The organism is Promicromonospora vindobonensis (assembly GCF_042685865.1).
GTDB lineage: Bacteria > Actinomycetota > Actinomycetes > Actinomycetales > Cellulomonadaceae > Promicromonospora > Promicromonospora vindobonensis.
The window spans coordinates 2,626,590-2,648,225 of record NZ_JBHUOG010000001.1 but is presented as its reverse complement, the minus strand read 5'-3'; the positions used below and the strand labels follow the sequence as shown (position 1 = coordinate 2,648,225).

The 21,636-nt window shown below is 71.8% G+C and carries 16 protein-coding genes; 4 read left to right on the top strand and 12 right to left on the bottom strand.

The genetic code is table 11. The annotated features are described in order from the left end of the window. Positions 1–91: 91 nt before the first annotated feature. Positions 92–1,666 (top strand): AlkA N-terminal domain-containing protein, encoded by a 1,575-nt coding sequence (locus ACFS27_RS11935; protein WP_377183172.1) that lies wholly within the window; start codon positions 92–94, stop codon positions 1,664–1,666. 68 nt (positions 1,667–1,734) lie between these two features. Continuing rightward, positions 1,735–2,280, top strand: a complete 546-nt coding sequence (locus ACFS27_RS11930) for a methylated-DNA--[protein]-cysteine S-methyltransferase (RefSeq protein ID WP_377183170.1) — start codon at positions 1,735–1,737, stop codon at positions 2,278–2,280. Positions 2,281–2,379: 99 nt separating this feature from the next. On the opposite strand, the gene ACFS27_RS11925 is transcribed toward ACFS27_RS11930, so the two are convergent. From ACFS27_RS11925 to ACFS27_RS11915, 3 genes are all read right to left on the bottom strand, one after another. Then, positions 2,380–3,306 carry a carbohydrate ABC transporter permease gene (locus ACFS27_RS11925; RefSeq protein WP_377183168.1) on the bottom strand — a complete coding sequence of 309 codons (927 nt, stop codon included), beginning with the start codon at positions 3,304–3,306 and terminating at the stop codon, positions 2,380–2,382. After that, the gene (locus tag ACFS27_RS11920) at positions 3,303–4,295 is read right to left on the bottom strand and encodes a carbohydrate ABC transporter permease (RefSeq protein ID WP_377183166.1); all 993 of its coding nucleotides are present in this window, start codon (positions 4,293–4,295) and stop codon (positions 3,303–3,305) included. Before ACFS27_RS11920 ends, ACFS27_RS11925 begins: the two co-directional genes overlap by 4 nt. 129 nt (positions 4,296–4,424) lie before the next feature. Beyond that, entirely contained in the window at positions 4,425–5,819 is a 1,395-nt protein-coding gene (locus tag ACFS27_RS11915; protein ID WP_377183164.1) for an ABC transporter substrate-binding protein, read from the bottom strand. Positions 5,820–6,108: 289 nt separating this feature from the next. Here ACFS27_RS11915 and map point away from each other — a divergent pair, with 289 nt between their 5' ends. Beyond that, positions 6,109–6,885: a type I methionyl aminopeptidase gene (map, locus tag ACFS27_RS11910; RefSeq protein WP_377183162.1), complete on the top strand. Its 777-nt coding sequence runs from the start codon at positions 6,109–6,111 to the stop codon at positions 6,883–6,885. 135 nt (positions 6,886–7,020) lie between these two features. Here map and ACFS27_RS11905 read toward each other — a convergent pair whose 3' ends face one another. The 7 genes from ACFS27_RS11905 to ACFS27_RS11875 form a co-directional block, all read right to left on the bottom strand. After that, positions 7,021–7,872: an HAD family hydrolase gene (locus ACFS27_RS11905; RefSeq protein ID WP_377183160.1), complete on the bottom strand. Its 852-nt coding sequence runs from the start codon at positions 7,870–7,872 to the stop codon at positions 7,021–7,023. 103 nt (positions 7,873–7,975) lie between these two features. Beyond that, positions 7,976–8,779 (bottom strand): HAD family hydrolase, encoded by an 804-nt coding sequence (locus tag ACFS27_RS11900; RefSeq protein ID WP_377183158.1) that lies wholly within the window; start codon positions 8,777–8,779, stop codon positions 7,976–7,978. Positions 8,780–8,906: 127 nt separating this feature from the next. Further along, a complete protein-coding gene (serS, locus tag ACFS27_RS11895; RefSeq protein ID WP_377183156.1) occupies positions 8,907–10,178 on the bottom strand; it encodes a serine--tRNA ligase in 1,272 nt (423 codons plus the stop codon). 10 nt (positions 10,179–10,188) lie between these two features. After that, positions 10,189–14,496, bottom strand: a complete 4,308-nt coding sequence (locus ACFS27_RS11890; protein WP_377183154.1) for a hypothetical protein — start codon at positions 14,494–14,496, stop codon at positions 10,189–10,191. A 50-nt stretch (positions 14,497–14,546) separates the two neighbouring features. Continuing rightward, positions 14,547–15,665, bottom strand: coding sequence for a diacylglycerol/lipid kinase family protein (locus ACFS27_RS11885; RefSeq protein WP_377183152.1), 1,119 nt, complete (start codon positions 15,663–15,665; stop codon positions 14,547–14,549). Between the two features lie 39 nt (positions 15,666–15,704). After that, entirely contained in the window at positions 15,705–16,502 is a 798-nt protein-coding gene (locus ACFS27_RS11880) for a glycosyltransferase family 2 protein (RefSeq protein ID WP_377183150.1), read from the bottom strand. Between the two features lie 195 nt (positions 16,503–16,697). Next, entirely contained in the window at positions 16,698–17,522 is an 825-nt protein-coding gene (locus ACFS27_RS11875) for a DUF5926 family protein (protein WP_377183148.1), read from the bottom strand. Between the two features lie 125 nt (positions 17,523–17,647). On the opposite strand from ACFS27_RS11875, the gene ACFS27_RS11870 reads away from it, so the two are divergent. Next, complete coding sequence (locus ACFS27_RS11870) at positions 17,648–19,030, top strand: CoA transferase (RefSeq protein ID WP_377183146.1); 1,383 nt, start codon at positions 17,648–17,650, stop codon at positions 19,028–19,030. A gap of 6 nt (positions 19,031–19,036) precedes the next feature. On the opposite strand, the gene ACFS27_RS11865 is transcribed toward ACFS27_RS11870, so the two are convergent. Both ACFS27_RS11865 and ACFS27_RS11860 read right to left on the bottom strand, forming a co-directional pair. Beyond that, positions 19,037–19,873, bottom strand: coding sequence for a hypothetical protein (locus ACFS27_RS11865; protein ID WP_377183144.1), 837 nt, complete (start codon positions 19,871–19,873; stop codon positions 19,037–19,039). A 249-nt stretch (positions 19,874–20,122) separates the two neighbouring features. Next, complete coding sequence (locus ACFS27_RS11860) at positions 20,123–21,559, bottom strand: hypothetical protein (RefSeq protein ID WP_377183142.1); 1,437 nt, start codon at positions 21,557–21,559, stop codon at positions 20,123–20,125. Positions 21,560–21,636: the final 77 nt, after the last annotated feature.

Here is a 21,636-nt window from a genome sequence, read left to right as displayed (position 1 = left end):
GCGGGGATCCTGTGCGCATCACCGACGCCTCCCACCGCCGTGTCCGAATCCCGCTAGCCGACGTGTCCGGACGGGGCGCAGGATGGTGGCTATGACCGACGTAGAGCTGCGCGATCCCGCGTTCACCGAGCGTTACCGCGCCATCGCCGCGCGCGACTCCCGCTTCGACGGGCAGTTCTACACGGCGGTCCGCACCACCGGCATCTACTGCCGGCCGTCCTGCCCTGCCCGCACGCCGAAGGCAGAGAACGTCTCGTTCTATCTGACGTCGGCCGCCGCGCACGAGGCAGGGTTCCGCGCGTGCAAGCGCTGCCTGCCCGAGGCCGCCCCCGGTACGCCCGCCTGGGACCTGCGCCGCGACCTCACCGGCCGGGCGATGCGCCTCGTCGCGGACGGCGTGGTGGACCGCGAGGGCGTGACCGGTCTGGCGACCCGGCTGGGCTACTCCGAGCGGCAGCTGCACCGCCTGCTGGTCGGCGAGCTGGGCGCAGGGCCGCTGGCGCTGGCCCGGGCGCAGCGAGCCCAGACGGCACGCGCGCTCCTGGTCGGTACCACCCTGCGGCTGGCCGACGTCGCCTTCGCCGCGGGATTCGGCTCGATCCGGCAGTTCAACGACACCGTGGCCGAGGTCTTCGGCGCCACACCGACGGAGCTGCGCGCACGTGCCCGGCGCCGACCTGGTCGCACCGACCTCGCCGGGCCTCCTCAGGAGAGTGCCGGCGTCGACCAGCCGGTGCGGATCTCGCTCAGCCTGCCGGTTCGTGAGCCCTTCGACGCGCGTGGCGTGCTCGAGTTCCTGGCGGTCCGTGCGGTCGAGGGCGTCGAGTCGGCGGACCTGGGCACCGGCTCCCCCACCGGCTCGGCGCCCCTCCGGTACGCCCGGACCGTCGCCCTGCCGCACGGCCCCGGTGCGTTCGAGGTGCGCGTACCCAGGCCGGGCAGCGGCAGGGTCGACCTGGACCTCGAGCTCGCCGACCTGGCGGATGCCCCGGTCGCCGTCGCCCGGGTGCGGAGGCTGCTGGACCTCGACGCCGACCCCGTGGCCGTCGACTCCGCGCTCGCCGCCGACCCGGTGCTCGCGCCGTCGGTCGCCGCGGTCCCAGGCATTCGAGTGCCTGGCACGCTCGACCCTGCAGAGCTGCTGTTCCGCGCGATCGTGGGCCAGCAGATCAGCGTCGCCGCTGCGCGTACGCACCTGTCCCGCCTCGCGAAGGGTGTCGGTACGTCGTACGTCTCCGCCTTCGACGGGCTCACCCGCCTCTTCCCGACGCCAGCCCAGGTGGCGGGTGCTCAGGGCGAACCGGGCGCCGAGGCCCACCTCCGCCTGCCCGCCCGGACCCTGGCGACCGTGCTCGGCGCAGGCCGCGACCTCGCGGACGGCACCCTCGCCCTCAGCGTCGGTGACGATCCCGACGACCTCCGCCGACGCCTCGTGTCGCGGCCGGGCATCGGACCCTGGACCGCCGGTTACGTCGCGCTGCGGGTGCTCGGTGACCCGGACGTCCTCATGGACGGGGACGTCGCCCTGCTCGCCGGCGCACGCAACCTCGGCCTGGTCTCCGCCGAGGAGCCCCGGCCCCACCAGTTCAAGGAGCTCGCCCGGCGCGGCGCGGTGTGGGCACCCTGGCGCTCGTACGCCGCCATGCACCTCTGGCGCTCCGCCTGACGTATCAGCGACGTGGGTCACCGTGCGTGGCCCGTGCGGCTGACAGCCCATCTCACGGAAGGAACACCATGCACGCCACGACCCTCACCACCCCGGACGGCGCCTTCAGCATCCTCGTCGGAGCGGGGCCGGGACCCGCCGACGGCGGCGGCGCCCCGGCCCACGAGGCGGTGCTGGCCGCCGGCTGGACCGCCGACCTCGACGCGCTGCTCGGTCTCGTCCATCCGACCCTCCGGCCGGTCGCCGGTCCGGGACAGCTCGCCCAGCCGTCGTCGGACGGCGTGCTCGCCGAGGCCGCTGACGCCGTCCGCGCCTACTACGACGGCGACCACGGGGCGCCCGGCCGGGTGCCCGTCCGGCAGGCGAGCGGCCCGTTCCGGACGCACGCGTGGGACGTGCTGCGCGAGGTGAAGGCCGGCGAGCGCCTGACGTACACCGAGTACGCGGCGCGGGCGGGCCGGCCGGCTGCGGTCCGCGCCGCCGCCGGGGCGTGCGCGATGAACGCGGCAGCGCTCTTCGTGCCGTGCCACCGCATCCTGCGCACCGACGGCACGCTGGGTGGGTTCCGCTACGGACTGCCGATCAAGGAGAGCCTGCTGGCCCGGGAGCAGTGACTCCGAGAAACAGCTGATCCGGTGGCCGAGCTTGTCGAGTCCCTCGTGGGTCTCCACCTGCTCGACCACCGGATCAGTTCGGCCACCGAACCAGGCGGGTCAGCCCTTGACCGAGCCCGCCAGCATCCCGCGCACGAAGTAGCGCTGCAACGCGAGGAACACGATCAGTGGCACCAGGATCGAGATGAACGCTCCGGCCGACAGCACGTGCCAGTCACCACCACGCGAACCCGCCATCTCGGCGACGCGGACCGTGAGCGGTGACGTGCTCGTGGAACCCATGACCAGACCGACCAGCAGGTCGTTCCACACCCAGAGGAACTGGAAGATGGCGAACGCCGCGATGGCCGGTGTGAGCAGGGGGAGCATCACCGAGAAGAAGATCTTCACGTGCCCCGCGCCGTCCACACGAGCCGCCTCGACCAGCGAGGACGGGATGTCCCGCATGAAGTTGTGCAGCAGGAAGATCGCCAGTGGCAGCGCGAACATCGAGTGCGACAGCCAGATCGGCCAGAACGTGCCGTTGATGCCGGTGTCGACATAGGCGGACAGCAGCGGGATGAGCGTGATCTGGATGGGCACGATCTGCAGCGCGAACACGGCGACGAACAGGATGTTGCGCCCCTTGAAGTCGATCCACGCGAACGCATAGGCAGCGAGGAGCGCGACGGTGATGGGGATGAACACCGCGGGCAGCGTGATCACGAGCGAGTTGACGAAGTAGTCGATCAGGTTGGTCGAGCTGTCGAACAGCGCCGACTCGTAGTTGCGCAGCGAGAACACGCCCTCGCCCGCCAGTGCGTCGCCGAAGACCGTCCACCAGCCGCTGCGCCGGATGTCGAGCTCTGGCCGGAACGAGGTGACCAGCAGCCCGAAGGTCGGCACGGTCCAGAGGATCGCGATGAGGATGGCGATCCCGCTCGCCCAGGGTGAGGTGAGCGCCTTCTTCGCCTTGCGGGCCCGCTCGTCGATGCCCGTCGGCGGACGGACGGTCTTGGGCGCCACGGCCGGCTGTGTGGTACTCATCGGACCTCCTCGGCCAGGCGCATCTGGCGCACGTTGTAGATGATCACCGGGATGACGATGACGAACAGCAGCACTGCGAGCGCGGCGCCGAGGCCCGCGTTGTTCTGCCGGAAGCTCTGCTCGTAGAACTCGTTCGCCACGACCGAGGTGCCGTACCGGCCGGCGGTCATGGTGCGGACGATGTCGAAGACCTTCAGGGTCGTCATCGCGATGGTGGTCAGCACGACCACGAGCGCCGGGCGGATGCTCGGGATCGTGATGCGCCAGAACATGCCGAGGCCGGACAGGCCGTCCAGGCGCGCCGCCTCGACGATGTCGACGGGGATGGCCCGGATCGACGCCGAGAGCAGCGTCATCGCGAAGCCCGTCTGGATCCAGATGAGCACGACCATGAGCAGGAACGTGTTGGCCGGCCGGGACAGCAGGAACTGCACCGGTTCACCGCCGAACCAGACGATCACCTGGTTGAGCAGACCGGTCTGCTGGATGCCGGGCTGATCGGGCTTGAACTCGTAGACGAACCGCCAGATGATGCCCGCGCCGACCATCGAGATGGCCATCGGCAGGAACACGAGCGCCTTGGCGAACTTCTCGAACCGGCTGTGGTCCACCACCACCGCGTAGACGAGGCCGATGAACGTCGCCAGGAGCGGGGCCACCAGCACCCACAGTGCCGTGTTGCCGAGCACCAGCAAGAAGGCGGGCTCGCTGAACGCCCTGGCGTAGTTGTCGAACCCGATGAACTCCGAACCGTTGCGGTTCTGGAACGAGTTCACGATCGTCCCGCCGGCGGGCAGGAGCAGACCCGCCGTGAGCAGGATCAACGCGGGCCCCACGAATCCACCTGCGACGAACCACTTCGACGGATTCCGGCGCCGGTCCACGACAAAGAGGATCAGCGCCATTACCAAGATGAAGAACGCGATCGCGATCAGCATCAGCAAGAACTTGTGTACCGGGTCGTCCCCTGCACTCAGAAGCCAGTCCATGGATCCTCCAGATCCTGGTCGTCGGTCCGGTTGTCGTCGCCCGGGCCGAATTCCCGGCCCCAGGGCCCACGGAGGCGCGGGACACGAGGTCCCGCGCCTCCGCGCGTCACTCAGGCCGCGAGCTGTGGGTCACTCCTTGGGCCAGGACTCCTCGATCGTGTCCGTGACCTCCTGGCTGCTGGCATCCGATGCGAACCAGTCGGTGATGCCGGCCCAGAAGCTGCCTGCCCCGACCTCCGACGGCATCAGGTCTGACGCGTCGAAGCGGGCGACCGTCGCCTCGTCGGCAAGGATCTCGGCGGACAGCTTGTCGAAGTCCGTGGCCAGCAGCTCCATGTCGAGCCCGTTGTTCGCGCTCACCCAGCCACCGGCAGGCGTTGCCGCCGCCTTGGCGTTGGCCCAGTCCGCGCTCGACAGGTACGTCTGGAAGGCCTGCACCTCGGGGCGGTCGTTGAACGCACCGATGAACTCGCCGGCCACCAGCGTCGGTCGCTCGTCAGCATTCATCGACGGCAGGTAGAACGCGTAGACGTCGCCGTCCGGCGCCACCTCGGTGCCCTCCGGCCACTGCGTCTGGTAGAAGTTCGCAGCGCGGTGCATCCAGCAGGAGCCGTCCAGGATCGGGAATCCGGCGTCCGTCCATGGCGCCGTCGCGATGGAGTCGACCCCGCCCAGGCCACCGTTCACGTAGTCCGGGTTCTTGAGGATCTCGCCGGCGGCGTCGAAGGCCTCGACGATCTGCGGGTCGTTGAACGGGATCTCGTGGGTGTACCACTGGTCGTAGACCTCGGGCCCGGCCGAGCGCAGCACCGTGTCCTCGATCCAGTCGGTACCCGGCCAGCCGGTGGCGTCACCGGACTCGACACCTGCGCACCACGGGATGGCGTCGGTCGCCGCGATCTCCTCGGTGAGCGCCATCATGTCGTCCCAGGTCTCGGGGACCTCGTAGCCGGCCTCCTCGAACATCGAGGGCGAGTACCAGACGTACGACTTCACGTTCGAGCCCAGCGGTGCGGCGTAGAACGTGCCGTCGACGGTGCCGTACTCCTTCCAGTCCTCCGACCAGAACTCGTCGACGTTGGCCTCTACCTGCTCCGGGGCGGGAAGCACTGCCTCGTACTGCGTCACCAGGGTGTTCAGCAGGCCGGGCTGCGGCAGGATCGCGATGTCCGGCGGGTTGCCCGCCTGGACCCGCACGGGGAGCTGAGCCTCCATCTCGCGCGAGGCCTCGTAGTCGATGGTGACGCCCGTGCACTCCTCGAACGGCTCGTAGGACGCCTGCTGCGTCTCCGCCTCCGGCTCGACGATGGTGGTGTAGACGGAGACCGTCTTGCCCTCGAGGTCGCCGAACTCTTCATAATCGCTGCACTCGAGCGCAGGGGCGGCCGTGGCGTCGCCACCGCCACCACCGCCGTCGCCTCCGCCGTCATCGGTGTCGGCACAGGCCGACAGGATCAGGGCCAGGGTCGCGCCGGCCGCCGCTACGGCGACCGTGCGGCGCCTGGAAGCCATCCGAATAGTCATCTCGTGCTCCTCCACTGCTTCGTGGGCTCAGAACCCTCTGACGTGCGGGTACGGCCCGGCAGACTGCCAGGTTGCCCTTCCTCAACGCAACCGTGGTTCACCGTCCAATGCAAGCCCATACAGCATCGCCTTGCATTACGAAACCGTTGCAATCACCCGTGCGGCCCAAGCCGGGTGAAACCCAGGGTCGCCTTCACGCAACGCCGTGGTTCACGTGCAGGATCGCCCGTGGGTGGCGGGACGTAGGCTTATGCCGCCAGATCCCTGGTGCCCCTACGGAAGGACGGACATGATCGAGCTGAGGACGCCGCGCGAGATCGAGGAGATGCGCCCGGCGGGACGCTTCGTCGCGGACGTGCTGCTCGCCGTCCGCGCCGCCGCCGGGGTGGGGGTGAATTTGCTCGAGCTCGACGAGGTCGCGCACAAGATGATCCGCGACCGCGGCGCGGAGTCGTGCTACATCGACTACCACCCGTCGTTCGGCGCCATGCCCTTCGGCAAGACCATCTGCACCTCGGTGAACGACGGCGTGCTGCACGGCCTGCCGTTCGACTACCAGCTCAAGGACGGCGACCTGCTGTCGATCGACTTCGCCGCGTCCGTGAACGGCTGGGTCTCCGACTCCGCACTGTCGTTCGTGGTGGGTACGCCCGCGCCCGGCCGCGCCGAGGCGGACGCGAAGCTGATCCGCACCACGGAGGTCGCCCTCGACGCCGGCATCGCCGCGGCGCAGCCTGGCAAGAAGATCGGCGACATCTCCGCAGCGATCGCCGAGGTCGCGCACGCCGCCGGGTACTCGATCAACACCGACTTCGGCGGGCACGGCGTGGGTCGCACCATGCACGGCGACCCGCACGTGCCGAACAACGGACGCGCCGGCCGGGGTTTCCCGCTCAAGCCCGGCCTCGTCATCGCCGTCGAGCCGTGGTTCCTCGAGACCACCGACGAGATCTACACCGACGCCGACGGCTGGACGCTGCGCTCAGCGGACGGATCACGCGGAGCCCACTCGGAGCACACGATCGCGATCACGGAGGACGGCCCGCTGATCCTCACCGCCCGCTGACCTCGCACGAGTACAGCCGCGCCACGGGGCAGCCAGGTCACCAGGCGGTCGGGTCACGGCAGCCGGACAGCGAGGTGGCCCCTCGAGCATGCCGGGTGCCCACCTCGCAGTCGGACCACCCCGGCGAGAGCCGCCTCAGATGAGGGTCTTGAGCGCCTGGATCACGCCGTGCTGGGTGATGTCGCCGACCGTCTCGTTGGCGATCGCCTTCACCTCGTCGGGGGCGTGCCCCATCGCGACGGCGCGTGCGGCCCAGCTCAGCATCTCGATGTCGTTCAGACCGTCGCCGACGGCGAGCGTGTTGTGCTGCGGGACGCCGAGCGCGGCGCGGATGTTCTCCAGCGACGTCGCCTTGCTCAGGTGTCGCGGTGTCACGTCGATCCAGTCCGCCGCGGCCTGCGTGGCGGTGACGCCGTGCCGGCGGAGCGGCTCCAGCAGGTCCAGCACGCCCGGGCCGCGCAGGATCGCACGCGACGCCGGCAGCGTGCCCAGGCCGTCGACCGCGACGACCCGCTGCGCTCCGTTGACCTCGTGGTGCGCGAACATCCGGTTCACGCGGTAGCCGACGCCGATCTCCTCGACGCCGATCTGCACGTCCGGGAAGCGGCTCAGCGCCATCTGCGCCACCGGGCCGACGTCGAACGTCAGGACGTCCTCGAGCATGTAGCCGTTGGGGCAGGTATCGCACAGCCGCGCCGTCACCGCGCCGTTGGAGGCGACGACCCAGCCGTCGGTGATGCCCAGCTCCCTGGCTACCGGCAGGATGCCCGTCAACGACCGGCCCGACGCCAGGACCACGTGATGTTTCCGGCCACGCACGAGACGCACGGCCAGAACCGTCGGTTCGGGCACTCGCTGCCCGGTGACCAACAGGGTCCCGTCGATGTCGAGGGCGACCAGATGAGGCGCATCGTTGCGCACTCGCATGGACACCGGCTGGTCGTCCAGGATCATCACGTACCCCCATGGCACCGTGAGCGCCGTCACCCGTCGACGGATCGGGCCCAAATGTACAGGCATTGGCCGGGTGTTCCATACCTTTGCACGGATATCTTTCACCCGTGGCTTCAGCCCTTGGTCATTTTTACCCTCAGATCAGGGATCTGAGCACTTCCACAACACCATCATCGTCGATCGAGCCGGTAACTTCGTCCGCAGCTGACCGCACCGTGTCCGACGCATGGCCCATGGCCACGCCCCGGCCGGCCCAGCGCAGCATGTCGATGTCGTTGCTCCCGTCGCCGACGGCGACGGTGTCCTCGGGCGCTATGCCGAGCTCCTTGCGCACCTCTTCCAGCGCGGATGCCTTGGTCACGCCCTGCGGCGCGATATCCATCCAGGCGGACCAGCCGACGGCGTAGGTGACGTCGTCGAAGCCGAGGCGCGCCGCGATCTCGTGGAACTCCGCACTGGTCTCACCAGGGCTGCGCACCACCACGCGGGTGACGTGCCCTGCCCAGAGCTCCTCGAAGTCGACCACGCGGTGCTCCCCGTTCAGCTCCCCGTCGGGGAAGAGCTCGGTCATCCGGAACCCCACGCCGACGTCCTCGACCGCGTAGCGCGCGTGCGGAAGCTCCTCCTTGAGCATGCGGAGCACCGGCTGCGGGTCGAACATCTCGACCCGTTCAAGGGTGTAGCCCATGTCGGCCGTCGGATCGAGCCGCGCGGTGACCGCGCCGTTCGACGCGACGATCCAGGACTCCTCGATCTTCAGCTCCGCCGCGATGGGCGTCATCGCGATGAGCGACCTGCCCGAGGCGAGCACGACGTGGTGCCCCGCCGCCCGGACGGCGGCTACAGCGTCTCGGGCGGCATCGGAGAGCACTTCGTCGTAGGTGACGAGCGTGCCGTCGATGTCCAGGGCTACGAGCTTTCGATGGCTGTTGCTGGGCACACTGGCAGCCTACCGACAGGAACATGAACGCCAGCCGTCCACCCGTGATCGAAACCTGGTTGTGGGCGTGACCGTTGCGCCTACGTGTCCGTCACAGGCGCAACGGTCACGCTCACAGCCAAGGGGGCTACTTGGTGGGTTCCAGGAGCTCCAGGCCGCCCAGGTAGGGGCGCAGCGCTTCCGGCACGTACACAGAGCCGTCGGCCTGCTGGTGGTTCTCGAGCAGGGCGACGATCCAGCGCGTGGTGCCGAGCGTGCCGTTCAGGGTCGAGACGTTCCGGGTGGAGCCGTCCTCGGTCCGCTCACGAATGCCGAGGCGGCGGGCCTGGAACGTGGTGCAGTTCGACGTCGACGTGAGCTCCAGCCAGCGCTCCTGCGTGGGCAGCCACGCTTCGCAGTCGAACTTCCGGGCCGCCGACGAACCGAGGTCGCCCGCCGCCGTGTCGATGACGCGGTAGGGCAGCTCGACCTTGGCCATCATGGCCTCTTCCCAGCCCAGCAGCCGCTGGTGCTCGGCCTCCGCGTCCTCCGGGGCGCAGTAGCTGAACATCTCGACCTTGTGGAACTGGTGCACCCGGATGATCCCGCGCGTGTCGCGGCCCGCCGAGCCGGCCTCACGGCGGTAGCAGGCGCTCCAGCCGGCGTAGCGCATCGGCCCGTCGGACAGGTCGATGATCTCGTCGCTGTGGTAGCCGGCGAGGGCCACCTCAGAGGTGCCGACCAGGTACAGGTCGTCCTTCTCCAGGCGGTAGATCTCGTCGGCGTGGGCCCCGAGGAAGCCCGTGCCCTGCATGGTCTCCGGCTTGACGAGGGTCGGCGTGATCATGGGCGTGAAGCCCTCCTGCACCGCCTGGTCCATCGCCATGTTCAGGAGTGCCAGCTCCAGGCGCGCGCCGATCCCGGTGAGGAAGTAGAACCGCGCCCCGGACACCTTGGCCCCACGCTTGGTGTCGATCGCGCGCAGACCCTCGCCCAGCTCCAGGTGGTCCTTCGGCTCGAAGCCCTCGGCCGCGAAGTCGCGGCGCTGGCCCACCTGCTTGAGCTCGATGAAGTCTTCCTCGCCGCCGGCCGGCGCGCCCTCGATCACGTTGGAGATCGAGTACAGGACCCGGTCGAGGTCCTGCTCGGCCTCCGTCGAGGCGGCCTGGTGGCTCTTGACGTCCTGGGCGAGCTGCTTGGTGTGCGCCAGCAGGGCCTGCTTCTCGTCGCCCTGCGCCTGCGCCACCTTCTTGCCCAGGGCCTTCTGCTCGGCCCGCAGACTCTCGAACTCCGCCAGGGAGGAGCGGCGGCGCGCGTCGGCGTCGAGGGCCGCGTCCACCAGGTCGGGGTCGTCGCCGCGGGCCACCTGGCTCGCGCGGACGACGTCGGGGTTGTCGCGCAGAAGTCGGAGATCGATCACGGGAGTGAGCCTATCGGCGCTGCCCTGTCGGCGTGGCCCGCAGCGCGACCATCGTGAGGAGCGGCACGGCCGGGATGAGCGCGATCATCGCGATCCGGAGGCCGAAGTCGTTGACCAGGGAACCGAGGACGGCCATCGCCCACATCGCGACGAGGGCCGGACGCAGGAACTGCCAGCGCTCCTGCGCGCGCAGGAACCAGCCGGGGGTCAGCCGCTCCCGCCACGCCGCAGGGCCGTACAGGGCGAGCCCGACCAGCACGAGCACGAGCACCGTGGTCCAGACCGCCGGCCCGCCGGTGATCGAGTTCAGCGCGTACAGGGCCTTGCGGAGCACCGTCGACACGGCCTCGCCGTCGATCACCTGGCCCACGAACCGGCCGAGGTGCGAGCGGGCCTCGGGCGGCCGCAGCCAGTCCAGGACCCCGACGAGCGCGACCACCCCGACACCTGCGGCCCCCACCCAGAGGAACCGCCAGAAGGTGAGCCGTAGCCCGGCGGCTGCCATGCCGATCACCACGAACGCCGGGACCAGCACCAGCCCGCCGCCCAGATCCGCGCCGAGGGTGGGCCACACGACGATCGCCATGGCGATCACCCCCACCGCGGTCACGGCGAGCGCGGCCAGCACCCGGCGTCCCCGGGTCACGAGCAGCTGGGCGAGCGCCGCCGCCAGCACGATCGCCGCCACCGCGTACACGGAGAACGTGGGGTTGCCGAAGCCGTAGAACCGCGCGCCGAACGTCGGGGCCGACCCGAGCGGCGCCGCCCGGTTCAAGGGCGTGCCGAACAACGCGTCCATCGTGAGCGCGACGAACGTGATGCCTGCGACCACACCGGGGGCCGCCCACAGCGGCCGTCGCGGGGCGAGCAGGCTGAGCCCGCTCACGGCTGCCGTCACGAGTGCCGTGGCGCCCACTATCGCGAGGACCGGCAGGTCGAACCGCCACCAGCCGGTCAGCGAGGCGAGGAACCCCCCGGCAGGGAGCGCGGCCAACGCGGTAGCCGCGACCTCGGCGGCGCGCCGCCACCTGCCGGGTACGTCACCCAGCCCTCGCGCCCGGCGCCGGCGCGGCACCCACCAGCACAGAGCGGCCAGCGCGAGGCCCAGCCAGAACGGCACGTCGACGAGCCAGATGTAGGCGTCACGGCGCACATGGTCGCGGGCAGTCATGTCCGCGAGCTCGTCGGCGGTGAGCCAGGCCGACGCCGGACGCTCGCCGCCGCGCACCAGCGGCGTCGGGTCGACGTCGGCGGGCAGGTCCACGTCGGCGGCGTCGAGCACGGCTGCCGGGACGTCCATCAGGCGGGCCACGCCCTCGGTGCGGGTCGCCGTGCTGGCCAGGTAGCGCGGCAGCCCCTCGTTCGCAGCGGACGGGCGCATCATCGCCAGGCCCAGCTCGAGCGGGTGCTCCGGCACGGTCGCGACGTCGATCACCAGCACCGTCGTGTCCGCAGGGGCGGCGTCGAGCACGCGCCACACCGCGAGGTCGACGGACGAGACCAGGTCGGCGCGGAGAGCCTCGACCTGCTCCCTGCCGTCCTGCTCCTTCTCCAGCGCTGCACGCTGTTCGACGTCCAGCAGCGCCGAGCCGGCGTCCACGAACGTGACCGGGCAGTCCCACGCGCCCGACCCGTCGGACACCGCCGTGTCGAAGTCGAAGTAGCGGCCGACGCTGCCGTCCCGGTCGGCGAGCGCCACCGCGGCGCCGGGGCCGACCGCCGTCGTGCACTCGTTCGCCAGGGCCGCGCCGAGCGTGCCGGGGTGAGCGGCGTAGCCGGACCCGCGCTGGAGCTCCAGGAAGCGGTCCCACTGGTCGACGACGGCCGGGCTGTCGCCCCGCGCCGGCGTCACGGAGACGTCGTCGCAGATCCAGTGGTTGTCCGCGTCGCGCTCGTCGGCCACCTCGGCGAGCCTGCCCGCGGACAGGCTGAGCCAGCCGCTGTCCGGGCAGCGCGCCGCACGTCCGTTCGGCAGCGTGAGGCCCGCGGCGTCCGCGCCCCCGGCCAGGAGGCCGTAGAGGGTGGGTGCTGGCGCCTTGCCGGTGTCGAGCGACGGCTGGACATCGGTCCAGCGCAAGCCTTGCGTGCCGATCACCACGACGCTGCCGCCGGGCGGCACGACGGGGTCAGCGGTGCTGAGCGCGCCGGACTCCTCGCCCGCCGCGTCGGCGCCGGGCGCCGGCAGCACGGCCGCCGCGAAGAGGAGGCTGAGCAGCAGCGCGCCGGACAGGGCCAGCACGGCGGACGGCACGCCACGCACCGGCTCGGCCGGCCTGCCCGGACCGCCTGCCCTGCGCACGGCGCCCGGGGCGAGCGAGGCCACCTCGTCGGGCGAGCCTGGGCGCCAGCCGCGGGCGTCGAGGAACCGGACGACCAGGTCGGACCGGATCGCGAGCAGCGCGACGATCGCGAACGGCACCAGCAGGACCAGCCCACGCAGGCGGTCCCCGAGGAACGGCGCTGCGTCCACCCCGACCGTCACGAGCGCGACGGCGGCCACGACGCCGCCGGCGAGCCACACCGGGCGGGCTGACCGCAGCGGGCCCGGACGACGCCCGCCGTCGCCCAGCCCTGCGTCAGCGCCGGACGGTGTGCGGCCGCGCACCACGTAGGCCGCCAGGCCGGCCGCGAGCACGAGCCCGGCCAGTGCGTAGAGCAGGAACGCCACGTCGGAGAACCCGTAGAACCGGTCGGCCGTGGCGAGCGACGAGCCCAGCAGCGAGCCCTGGAGCAGCGTGAACCCGGTGGCCCCGTCGATCGTGAACACCAGCCAGGTGACCCCCGCCGCCGCGACGGCGTTGCGCCACGGCGCCGCGGGGAGCCGACCGGACAGGCCACGCACGGCGAGCGCGACGAGGACCGTAGCGGTGGTCAGCGACAGGGCCAGACCGAACTCTGGCGCCGGCCAGACCCACCATCTGGTCAGGGTCGCCAGGATCGCCGCTGCGGGGGCAGAGACCGCGAGGAGCGTCGCGCCCAGCGCGAGCCGCTGGCGGTAGGGACCAGGCTCCCGACGCGGCCGCCCCGTGCGTCGCGGCAGGACGAGCACCAGCACGGCGATCAGCAGGAACAGGGCGATCGCGCCGGCGAACGCGGGCGCCTGCGCGGGGATCGTGCCGGCCAGCACGTTGATGTACTGCCGGTTCTCGACGGTGCGGGCGACAGTGGTCCGGCGCGGCTCGCCCACCTCGATCGGCATGCCGTCGATGGCCGGCTCCTCGACGGCAGGGCCGGGTCCCGGCTCCTCCGCCTCGGGGTCGGGGAGGGCGCCGCCTGCCTCGGCAGCTGTAGCGGTCAGGTCGGTGAGCTGGACGAACCCGGTGCTGCGCGACGCGTCGGACGTGAGCCAGCGCACGCGCGGCCCGTCGACCACCCAGTCGACGACGACCTGCAGCCCCTGCTGCGTGAGGGGCGTGTCCGCGATGCCAGCCACGAGCACCCGGGTGCCGTCCGGCAGGCCGGTCCGCAGGGTGCTCAGGGTGCTGTCGAGCGAGTCGAGCGCGTCGGCCCGCTCCGGGCCCTCCGGCAGGCTGCCCGCGTCGACGACGGTCACGGGGCACTCGGCCAGGACGTCGCTCCAGGCGGCGTCGCTCGGCGCCGTGTCGGTGGACCCGGGGGTCACCGTCGTCTGCAGCGCCTCCAGCGAGGGGACGTATCGCTCGACCGTGCCGTCCTCGCGGGCGAGCATCACGGCGGCGCCCGGTCCGACCGCCGTCGAGCACGTGTCGGCCTCTGCGAGCATCTCGCCGAGGAGGCCGGGGGCCGGAGCCTCGGCGGGGCCTACGGGCTCCTCGCCCTCCTCCGGGTCCTCCTCCTGCTCGGGAAGCTGGGCCCAGCCGTCCACCGTCGCGGTGGTCGGCTCGGCGCTCGTCTCCCCGACCGCCCGGGGCACCGGGGTGCACGACGTCGCCCCGCGCGCCTCGGGCGGCTGGCCGTCCTGCGGCTCGGGGGCCGGCGCATCCGCACGTTCGGCGCTGCCCGCCGAGACCGTCCGGGTGCCGGCGGAGAGAGTGAGCCACGCGTCCAGCGGACAGGTCGCCGGTGCCGCGGTGCGGACGTTGATGGAGGCGACCGAGCCGCCGCCGATCATGTGCCACAGGTTCGGGGTGGTGCTGCGCGACACGTCGGTCCAGCGCAGACCGGCCACTCCGACCACCACCACGGGGGCGACGGGTTCAGGGGCCGGCGCCGAACCGGACCCTACGGCCGGCTCGGACCCCGCGGCGAGCTGGGCCCGTGGCGCCGCCGACGCCACCGCGGGGCCCAGCAGGCCGAGCAGCGCCGCCACGACCATGACCAGGACTGCGGGCAGGGTCATGGCTCGTGTGGAACGGGGATTCACCCGCCTAGGGTAGATGGCCCGGGCAGTCACGGTGCGCGGACCAGCAGGGCGCCCGGCTGAACGTGGACGTCGATCTCGACGGCCCGCCCGAGGGGGTCACCGTCCACCTGGGCCTCCTCACCAGCCGGTACCCGGATGCGCGCGCGCCGTGCCTTGGTGTGGTCGATGCGCCCGAGCTTCTCCGGCAGGTCGTTGCGCACCCCCACGCCCTGCATGGCGATCTCGAGCGTCAGCTGGGCCCAGCCGAGCACACCGCCGCGGACGTCGACGGCCGCCACGTCGAGCACGCCGTCGTCGAGCACGGCGTCGGGCAACAGGGTCACGCCGCCCGGAAGCATCCCGACGTTGCCGACCATGATCGACCGGGCGCGGGCCTCCACCGGCGGGCTGTCGTCGAGCTGCAGGGTGGCGCGCATGCGCCGGGCCTGCATGTGGGACAGCCCCGCCACGAAGTAGGCGACCCAGCCCACCCGCTTCTTCAGGTCGGCGTCGGCGGTCGCGACCATCGCCGCGTCGAAGCCCAGCCCGGCGAGGACGAGGAAGATGTGCTCGCGCTCCGTATCGGGCTCGTGGTCGGGCTGGTTGGGGTGCTCCCCGTTGCGCGGGGTGTCGGCGAACTCGGTCACCCGCAGCCAGCCGATGTCGATAGCACGCGTGCGACCGTGCACGATCACGTCGAGGGCGCCGACCACGCTGGTCAGTGGCAGCTCGAGGTTCCGGGCCAGGAGGTTGCCGGTCCCGACGGGCAGCACGCCCATCGGCTTGTCCGCGCCGACCATGACCTCGGCGACGGCTCGTACGGTGCCGTCACCACCCGCCGCGATGACGATGTCGGCGCCGTCGGCCAGTGCCTGCTGGGCCTGGCCCTTGCCCGGGTCGACCACCGTGGTCTCGTACCAGAGGGGCTCCGGGAGGCCCTGGGCGCTGCAGTGGGCGCGGACCTGGGCCAGCAAGCCGCCGGCGCCCTGCTTGGACGGGTTCACGACCACTGCGAGCTGCGGCGCGTCCTGCGCGCTCTGCGGCGTCGCCCGACGGTGGTCCCTGCGCCGCATTCGCGCCTGCTGCGTCCAGACCACGGTGGCGACGGCAAGTGCCAGCAGTGCGACGACGATCGCGGCAATTCCGAGCCAGACCTGCCACCCCATGGGATCAGGGTACGGGGCGGGCGTGCGGGCACCCGCCCATCAGCTACGGACGTTCGAGCCCGCGTGCCGCACCGCGTCCACCGCACCGCGCATCTTGCGCGCGTTCACGGCCAGCAGCACGTCGCGATACTGGGCCGCGCGGTGGATCTGGCCCTTGATGTCGTTCGCGGAGGCCCGGTGCTTGAGGTCGCACGGCACCTCGACCGCGACGTACCCCTTGCGCAGCAGGTCGATGGTCATGCCGGTCTCGACACCCCAGCCGCGAGCGAGCGGGGTGGCCGCCTCGAAGGCCTCCCTGGTGAGGCAGCGCATGCCGGACAGCGGCTGCGACGGGCTCCAGCCCGTCATCGCCTCGATCGCCCGGCGGGCCGCGCCCACCACGATGCCGCGCCCGCCCGCGCCCGCCTGCTTGGGCAGCAGGGCGATCGTGAGATCGGCGACGCCCTCCCGGACGGGACGAACGAGCGGGGCGGTGTTCACGGCGGTGTCGCCGAGGTCACCGTCGATGAACATGAGGAGACGCGGGGGGCGACCGTCGGCGTCACGCATCGCCACCACTGCCGCGCCGGTCTCCATCGCTGCTGCTTTGCCGCGGTTGTGCGAATGGCGCACGACGACGGCTCCGGCGGCACGCGCAACATGCTGCGTGTCGTCCTCGGAGCCGTCGTCGACCACGAGCACGAGGTCGACGTGGGGAATCGCACGCGCAGAGCGCACGGTAGCGGCAATGCGGTCGGCCTCGTCCTTGGCCGGGATGATCGCCGCAACCCGTTGGACGTTCTTACCTGCCTGAGCATTGCCGGGACGCGTGGTCTTCGCGACCGGGAGAGCGTTCACACCTGTCCTGCCTGAAGCGTCGATTTGCCTTGGTGGGTGGCCGGATAGTCCTTTGCTTGGTGAGTGCAAAGGTTTACCCCTGGAATCCTACTCCCTTGGTCCGCTAGTTGCCGAAACCTGGACCGCTCGTGGCGATCCTCGGTGACTGCCGACGCGTTCCGGGCCGCTCGCGCGCGCCCGGCCGGGGTGTCCGGACTAACGCAGGGTGACCTGCCGAGAGACGATACCTGCTCTTGCGCGTCGCTCGTTCGCATCAAGCGGCTCCTTGATGGCAAGGGCTTTCGCGAGCCTGTCTCCGAGCTCCGTCGCCGGGCCCTCCAGGTCAGCTGCCTCAGTACCCTTCGGCAGCTCCCAGACCGGCACGACCAGCCCGGACGCACGAAACGCTCCCACGAACTTCCCACCTGCGAGCCCTGACTCGCGCTTTGCGTGCAGGCGAGAGAGCGCGTCGATGAGGTCGTCCTCCGGCTCCGGACGAGCCCAGCGGAGGAACTCGCGAGTCATGCTGCACCAGTACGCCGACTCGACGGAGGACACCTTCACCGTGGGGATCGCGCCGTCGGCGGCGTCCTCGAGGTTCTCCTTGAGCTCCGGCGTGACGTCGGCGCTCGGGTCGAGCCAGAAGTCGAACGTCTCGTGCACCGTGACCTCGAACGGGACGCTCAGGTCCAGCACGTCCTGCAGGCGCGGGCCCTCACCAGGCAGATCGCCCGACTCGACTGCCGTGCCCGGCTCGAGCTCCAGCACCTCGAGCAGCGCAGCGGCGAGGTCGCGACTCACGTCGCCCGTGCTGAGGACCCCCTGCACGGCGAGCAGGACCGTGCCGTCGGCACGGTGCAGAGCCGTCCAGGCCCCCGGCAGCAGCGTCACGATCGTCACGTCGCGGGAGCCGTACTCGGCGGTCGTGCGGGCGGTCGCGGTCGCTGACGGGACGATCTCGCGCATCGCCACCCAGTCGGTCTCCCCAGGGAGACCTTCGAAGGGCCGCAGCACGAAGTCGGAGGGGGGATTCTTGGCCATGCGGCGAGTGTATCCGCGCGCATGGGCACAGATCTGTCCGGCCGGTGATGTTTTGGGGAGTGGTCCGTCGCAGTCCCCGCCACACGTCGTGGCTCCGGCAGGACCGGCAGGCGGATGATGGGGCGGTGGAACCCTGGCTCGCCGCCCACCTGCCCGTGCTCGACCTCGCGCTCGACGCGGTCAGGGCGGTCCAGCGCGCTGCCGCGCGGGCCGGCCGCGGGGCGGCGGGAGCCGACGAGCCTGCCGGACCTGACCCCGCTCGGCTCGCCGCTGCTCTCGCCTCCGACCGGGTCTTCGCGCTCGACGGGGAGCCGACGGCCGGGTTCGCCCCGCTCTCCGGCTTCTTCGCCACGGCCGACGGCTGGGTCCGCACCCACGCGAACTACCCGCACCACCGGTCCCGGCTGACGGCCCTCGTCGGCCTGCCCGACGACGTCGGCAGGCCCGCCCTGGCGCACCGGCTCACCGAGCTCTCCGGGCAGGAGCTCGAGGACCGCGCGGCCGAACCGGCAGGCTCAGGGCCGCACGCCGGCGCGATCGTGGTGCGCGTGCGGACGGAGCAGGAGTGGCGGACGTCGGAGCCGGGGCGCGCAGCGGCGTCCGGCCCGCTGGTGCGGACGGTACCGAGGGCGGACCCTTCGCCGGGCCTCGGACGGCGCCCCGCGACGGACCGGTCGACCGGCGGCGCCACGCCGCTGTCCGGTCTGCGTGTGCTCGATCTGACCCGGGTGATCGCCGGGCCCGTGGCCACGCGCACGCTCGCGCTGCTCGGCGCGGATGTGCTTCGCGTCGACCCGCCGGTCCCCGCGGAGATCGAGTGGCAGCACCTCGACACGGGGCAGGGCAAGCGCAGCACCGTCCTGGACCTGCGGGACGCGCACGACCGCCGTACCGCGCAGGACCTCCTGAGCAGCGCCGACGTGCTGGTCACCGGCTATCGGCCCGGCGCGGTCGAGTCGTTGGGGCTCCGGATCCCCCGTGGCGTGGTGACCGGCAGGGTGTCCGCATGGGGCGACACCGGACCGTGGGCCGGCCGAAGGGGCTTCGACTCGATAGTGCAGGCAGCCAGCGGCATCGCGCTGCTGGAGGGCACGGACGGGGCACCAGGGGCCCTGCCGGCCCAGGCCCTCGACCACGCCTCCGGGTACCTGCTCGCCGCCGGGATCGTGGACGCGCTCACGATGCGGGGCGACGGCCCGGGCCGGGACGTGTCGGTGTCCCTCGCGCGCACCGCGACGTGGCTGCTGGACCTGCCGGGACGGGACCCGCTGCACCCGGTCGCCGCGGTGCCGCGGCGCGCGGAGGCTCTCGGCGCGCGGGGCGCCGAGCCCGGCGACGGGCGCACGACCGAGACCGTGACACACGGGCGGGTCACCACCGCGCGGCCGGCTCTCCCCGGTTACGACGACTACGCGCACCCGGCGCACCCGTGGGGTACCGACGCACCCGCCTGGCAGGTCGCACCCGCCGGGCACGACGGGCCGCCGGAGCGCGCCGACCGGCGATGAGTGAGGTCAGGCGCGGACGCGGCTGCGGCGAGCGACCAGGAGCGAACCCGCGCCGCCGATCACGAGGGCGCCGGCCGCGGCCGTGAGGGCTGCAGCCTCCGCACCGGTCGTGGCGAGGCGGACCGGGGCGTCGAGGGTGGCCTCGGCGAGCGCGGAGGCATCCTGCTCCACGGCCTCTGCACCCTCGGACGGGACATAGGTGGTGAACTCGGCCCCGGCGGTGTCGGCCGCCGTCGGCCTGCCCTGCCACTGCTGGCCTGGCGCCTGCACGGCCACCGGCGGCTCGGACGCGGCGGGCTCGGACGCCTCGGCCGCAGCCGGCACGACGGTCTCGGCGACCGCCTGCGTGGCCTCCTCGACGGGAACTGCCTGCTCCGTGGCGGTGGCCGGCTGCGTGACGGTCTCGACGACTGCCGGCTCCGGCTTCGGCTCCAGCTTCTGCGCTGGCTTGTCGGCCTCGTTCACGTAGTCGCGCACTGCCTCGCGCACCTGCTCACGATCGCCCTCGTCCCAGCCCGAGCGGGCCTGGGCCTCGCCACGGGCGCAGTCGCCCTGCTGGGACCCGTACCGCGGCATGTCGTAGTTCGGCTCGCTGTAGCGGGCCGGCTCGTACGAACGCGGGGCCTCGCGAGAGTCGCGGCCGCCGTCGTGCCCGCGGTCCCGGTCGTGGCCGCCGTACCCCTGATGCCCGTCGTATCCCTGATGCCCGTCGTGGCCGCCGCCCTCGTTGGCCATCGCGGGGCTGGCGACTGCCGTCGCCGCGGTGGCGAGCGCGATCGTCGCCACGACACGGGAGGCCGTGGACCTCGCGACGGACGAAGGCTTGACTGCGGCGTGCTTCATGGGAGCTGCTCCAGCTGGTCGGCTACAACGGCCCGGAACCCGGGGGACGCGACGACGCTACCGGATCCGGAATGACGGAAAAAGGGGTAGACCGGAAAAACCTGATCCGATGGTAACGATCCGATAACAACAGACATAGAGAATTGAACCTTGACAAAGGCTCTTAAAACGTAAACAGGGTGGAGCGCCAATGGCGCTCCACCCTGCTACGTCAAGACCGAAGAGGCTGGGGTCCTCTCGGGGTTCGGGTCAGGAAAGGCCGCCCAGCAGCCCGCCGGTGACGCCGCTGACGGCACCGCCGGTCACGCCGTCCACGGCGCCGGTGACGCCGCCGACGGTGTCCTTCACAGCGCCGCCGGCAACACCCTTGACGGTGCTGTCGACGGTGTCCACGACGGGCTTAGCGACGCCGTCCACGACGACGTCCTTCACGACGGGCTTCGCGACGCCGTCCACGACGACGTCCTTGACCAGCGGCTTCGCAACGCTGTCCACGACGGTGTCCTTGACGACCGGCTTCACCACGTTGTCGACCACGTTGTCCTTGACGACACCCTTGACGACACCACCGAGGACGACGTCCCCGGCGGGCTTGGCCACACCGTTCACGACGCCCGGCACGACGTCACCGGTCACGGTGCCAACGGCACCCGGCACGGTGGAGCCGGCCACGTGACCGACGGTCGAGGTGGCGCCCGGCACGACGTTGCCCTGCACGGAGCCCACGGCGCCCGGCACGATCTCCGTGGCGACCGGCTTGACGACGCCGTCGACGGCGACGTCGCCCACGACGGTCTCGACGGCACCGGCGGCCGGCGTGGTGACCTTGGCCACGACGCCCGGGACGCCCGCGACGACGCCGGGAACCTGCGACACGACGCTGTTGACGAGGCTGCCCACGCCGCCGAGGACGCCCGGCAGGGTGGCGGCAAGGCCTGCGGCCGGGCCGGTCACGCCGCCGACGACGTTCGGCACGTTGCGGATCACGTCGGCGACGGTGGCGGGCGCGTTCTCGACCGCACCCGTCGCGACGCCGGTCGCGGTGCCCGTGGCACCGGCGACGATGTCACCGGACGCCACGCCACCGACGACGCCGGTGACGGTGCCGGCCGCGTGGTTGACGGCGCCACCGGCCACACCGGAGGCCACGCCGGTCGCGGTGCCGGCCACGCCGGTCGCGGTGCCGACGACACCGGTCGCGGTGCCGACGACGTTGCCGCCGAGCACGTTCGCGAGCGCCGAGTGGGCGGTGCCGGCCGCGCCGGAGACGGCGGAACCGTTGGTCACGCCGCGCACGACGTTCGAGACGGCCTGGGGTGCGGCGCCCTGGACGGCACCGGACACGTACTGGGCCGGCTCGTAGTTCGGCGCGAGGGCCGTGGTGGGGGCGATCGAGGCGGGGAGCTTCTTGGCCACCGCGTCGGCCGCGGGGACGGCGTCGGTGAGCTCGCTCAGGTCGATCGAGGTCGAGGAGATGGCGGGGAGGCTCGACTTGAGGCCGTCGGCGGTCGCGCCGACGTCACCAAGGGAGTCCAGCGGCGAGCCGTCGAGGGCCATGGCCGGGGCGGCCATGCCTGTGGCCGCGGTTGCGATGGCGACGGTCGCGATGGTCCGCGCGCCCGCCGATGCGGTCTTCTTCTTGGGTGCTGCGTGCTTCAAAAGTTGCTCCAGCATCTCGTTGCGCATAAGCGCGTTCGGTCCTTGAGCCCCCGAACCTAGCCCCCACCACCGGGTGAATAAAATCACCCTTGTTACGATCGTGT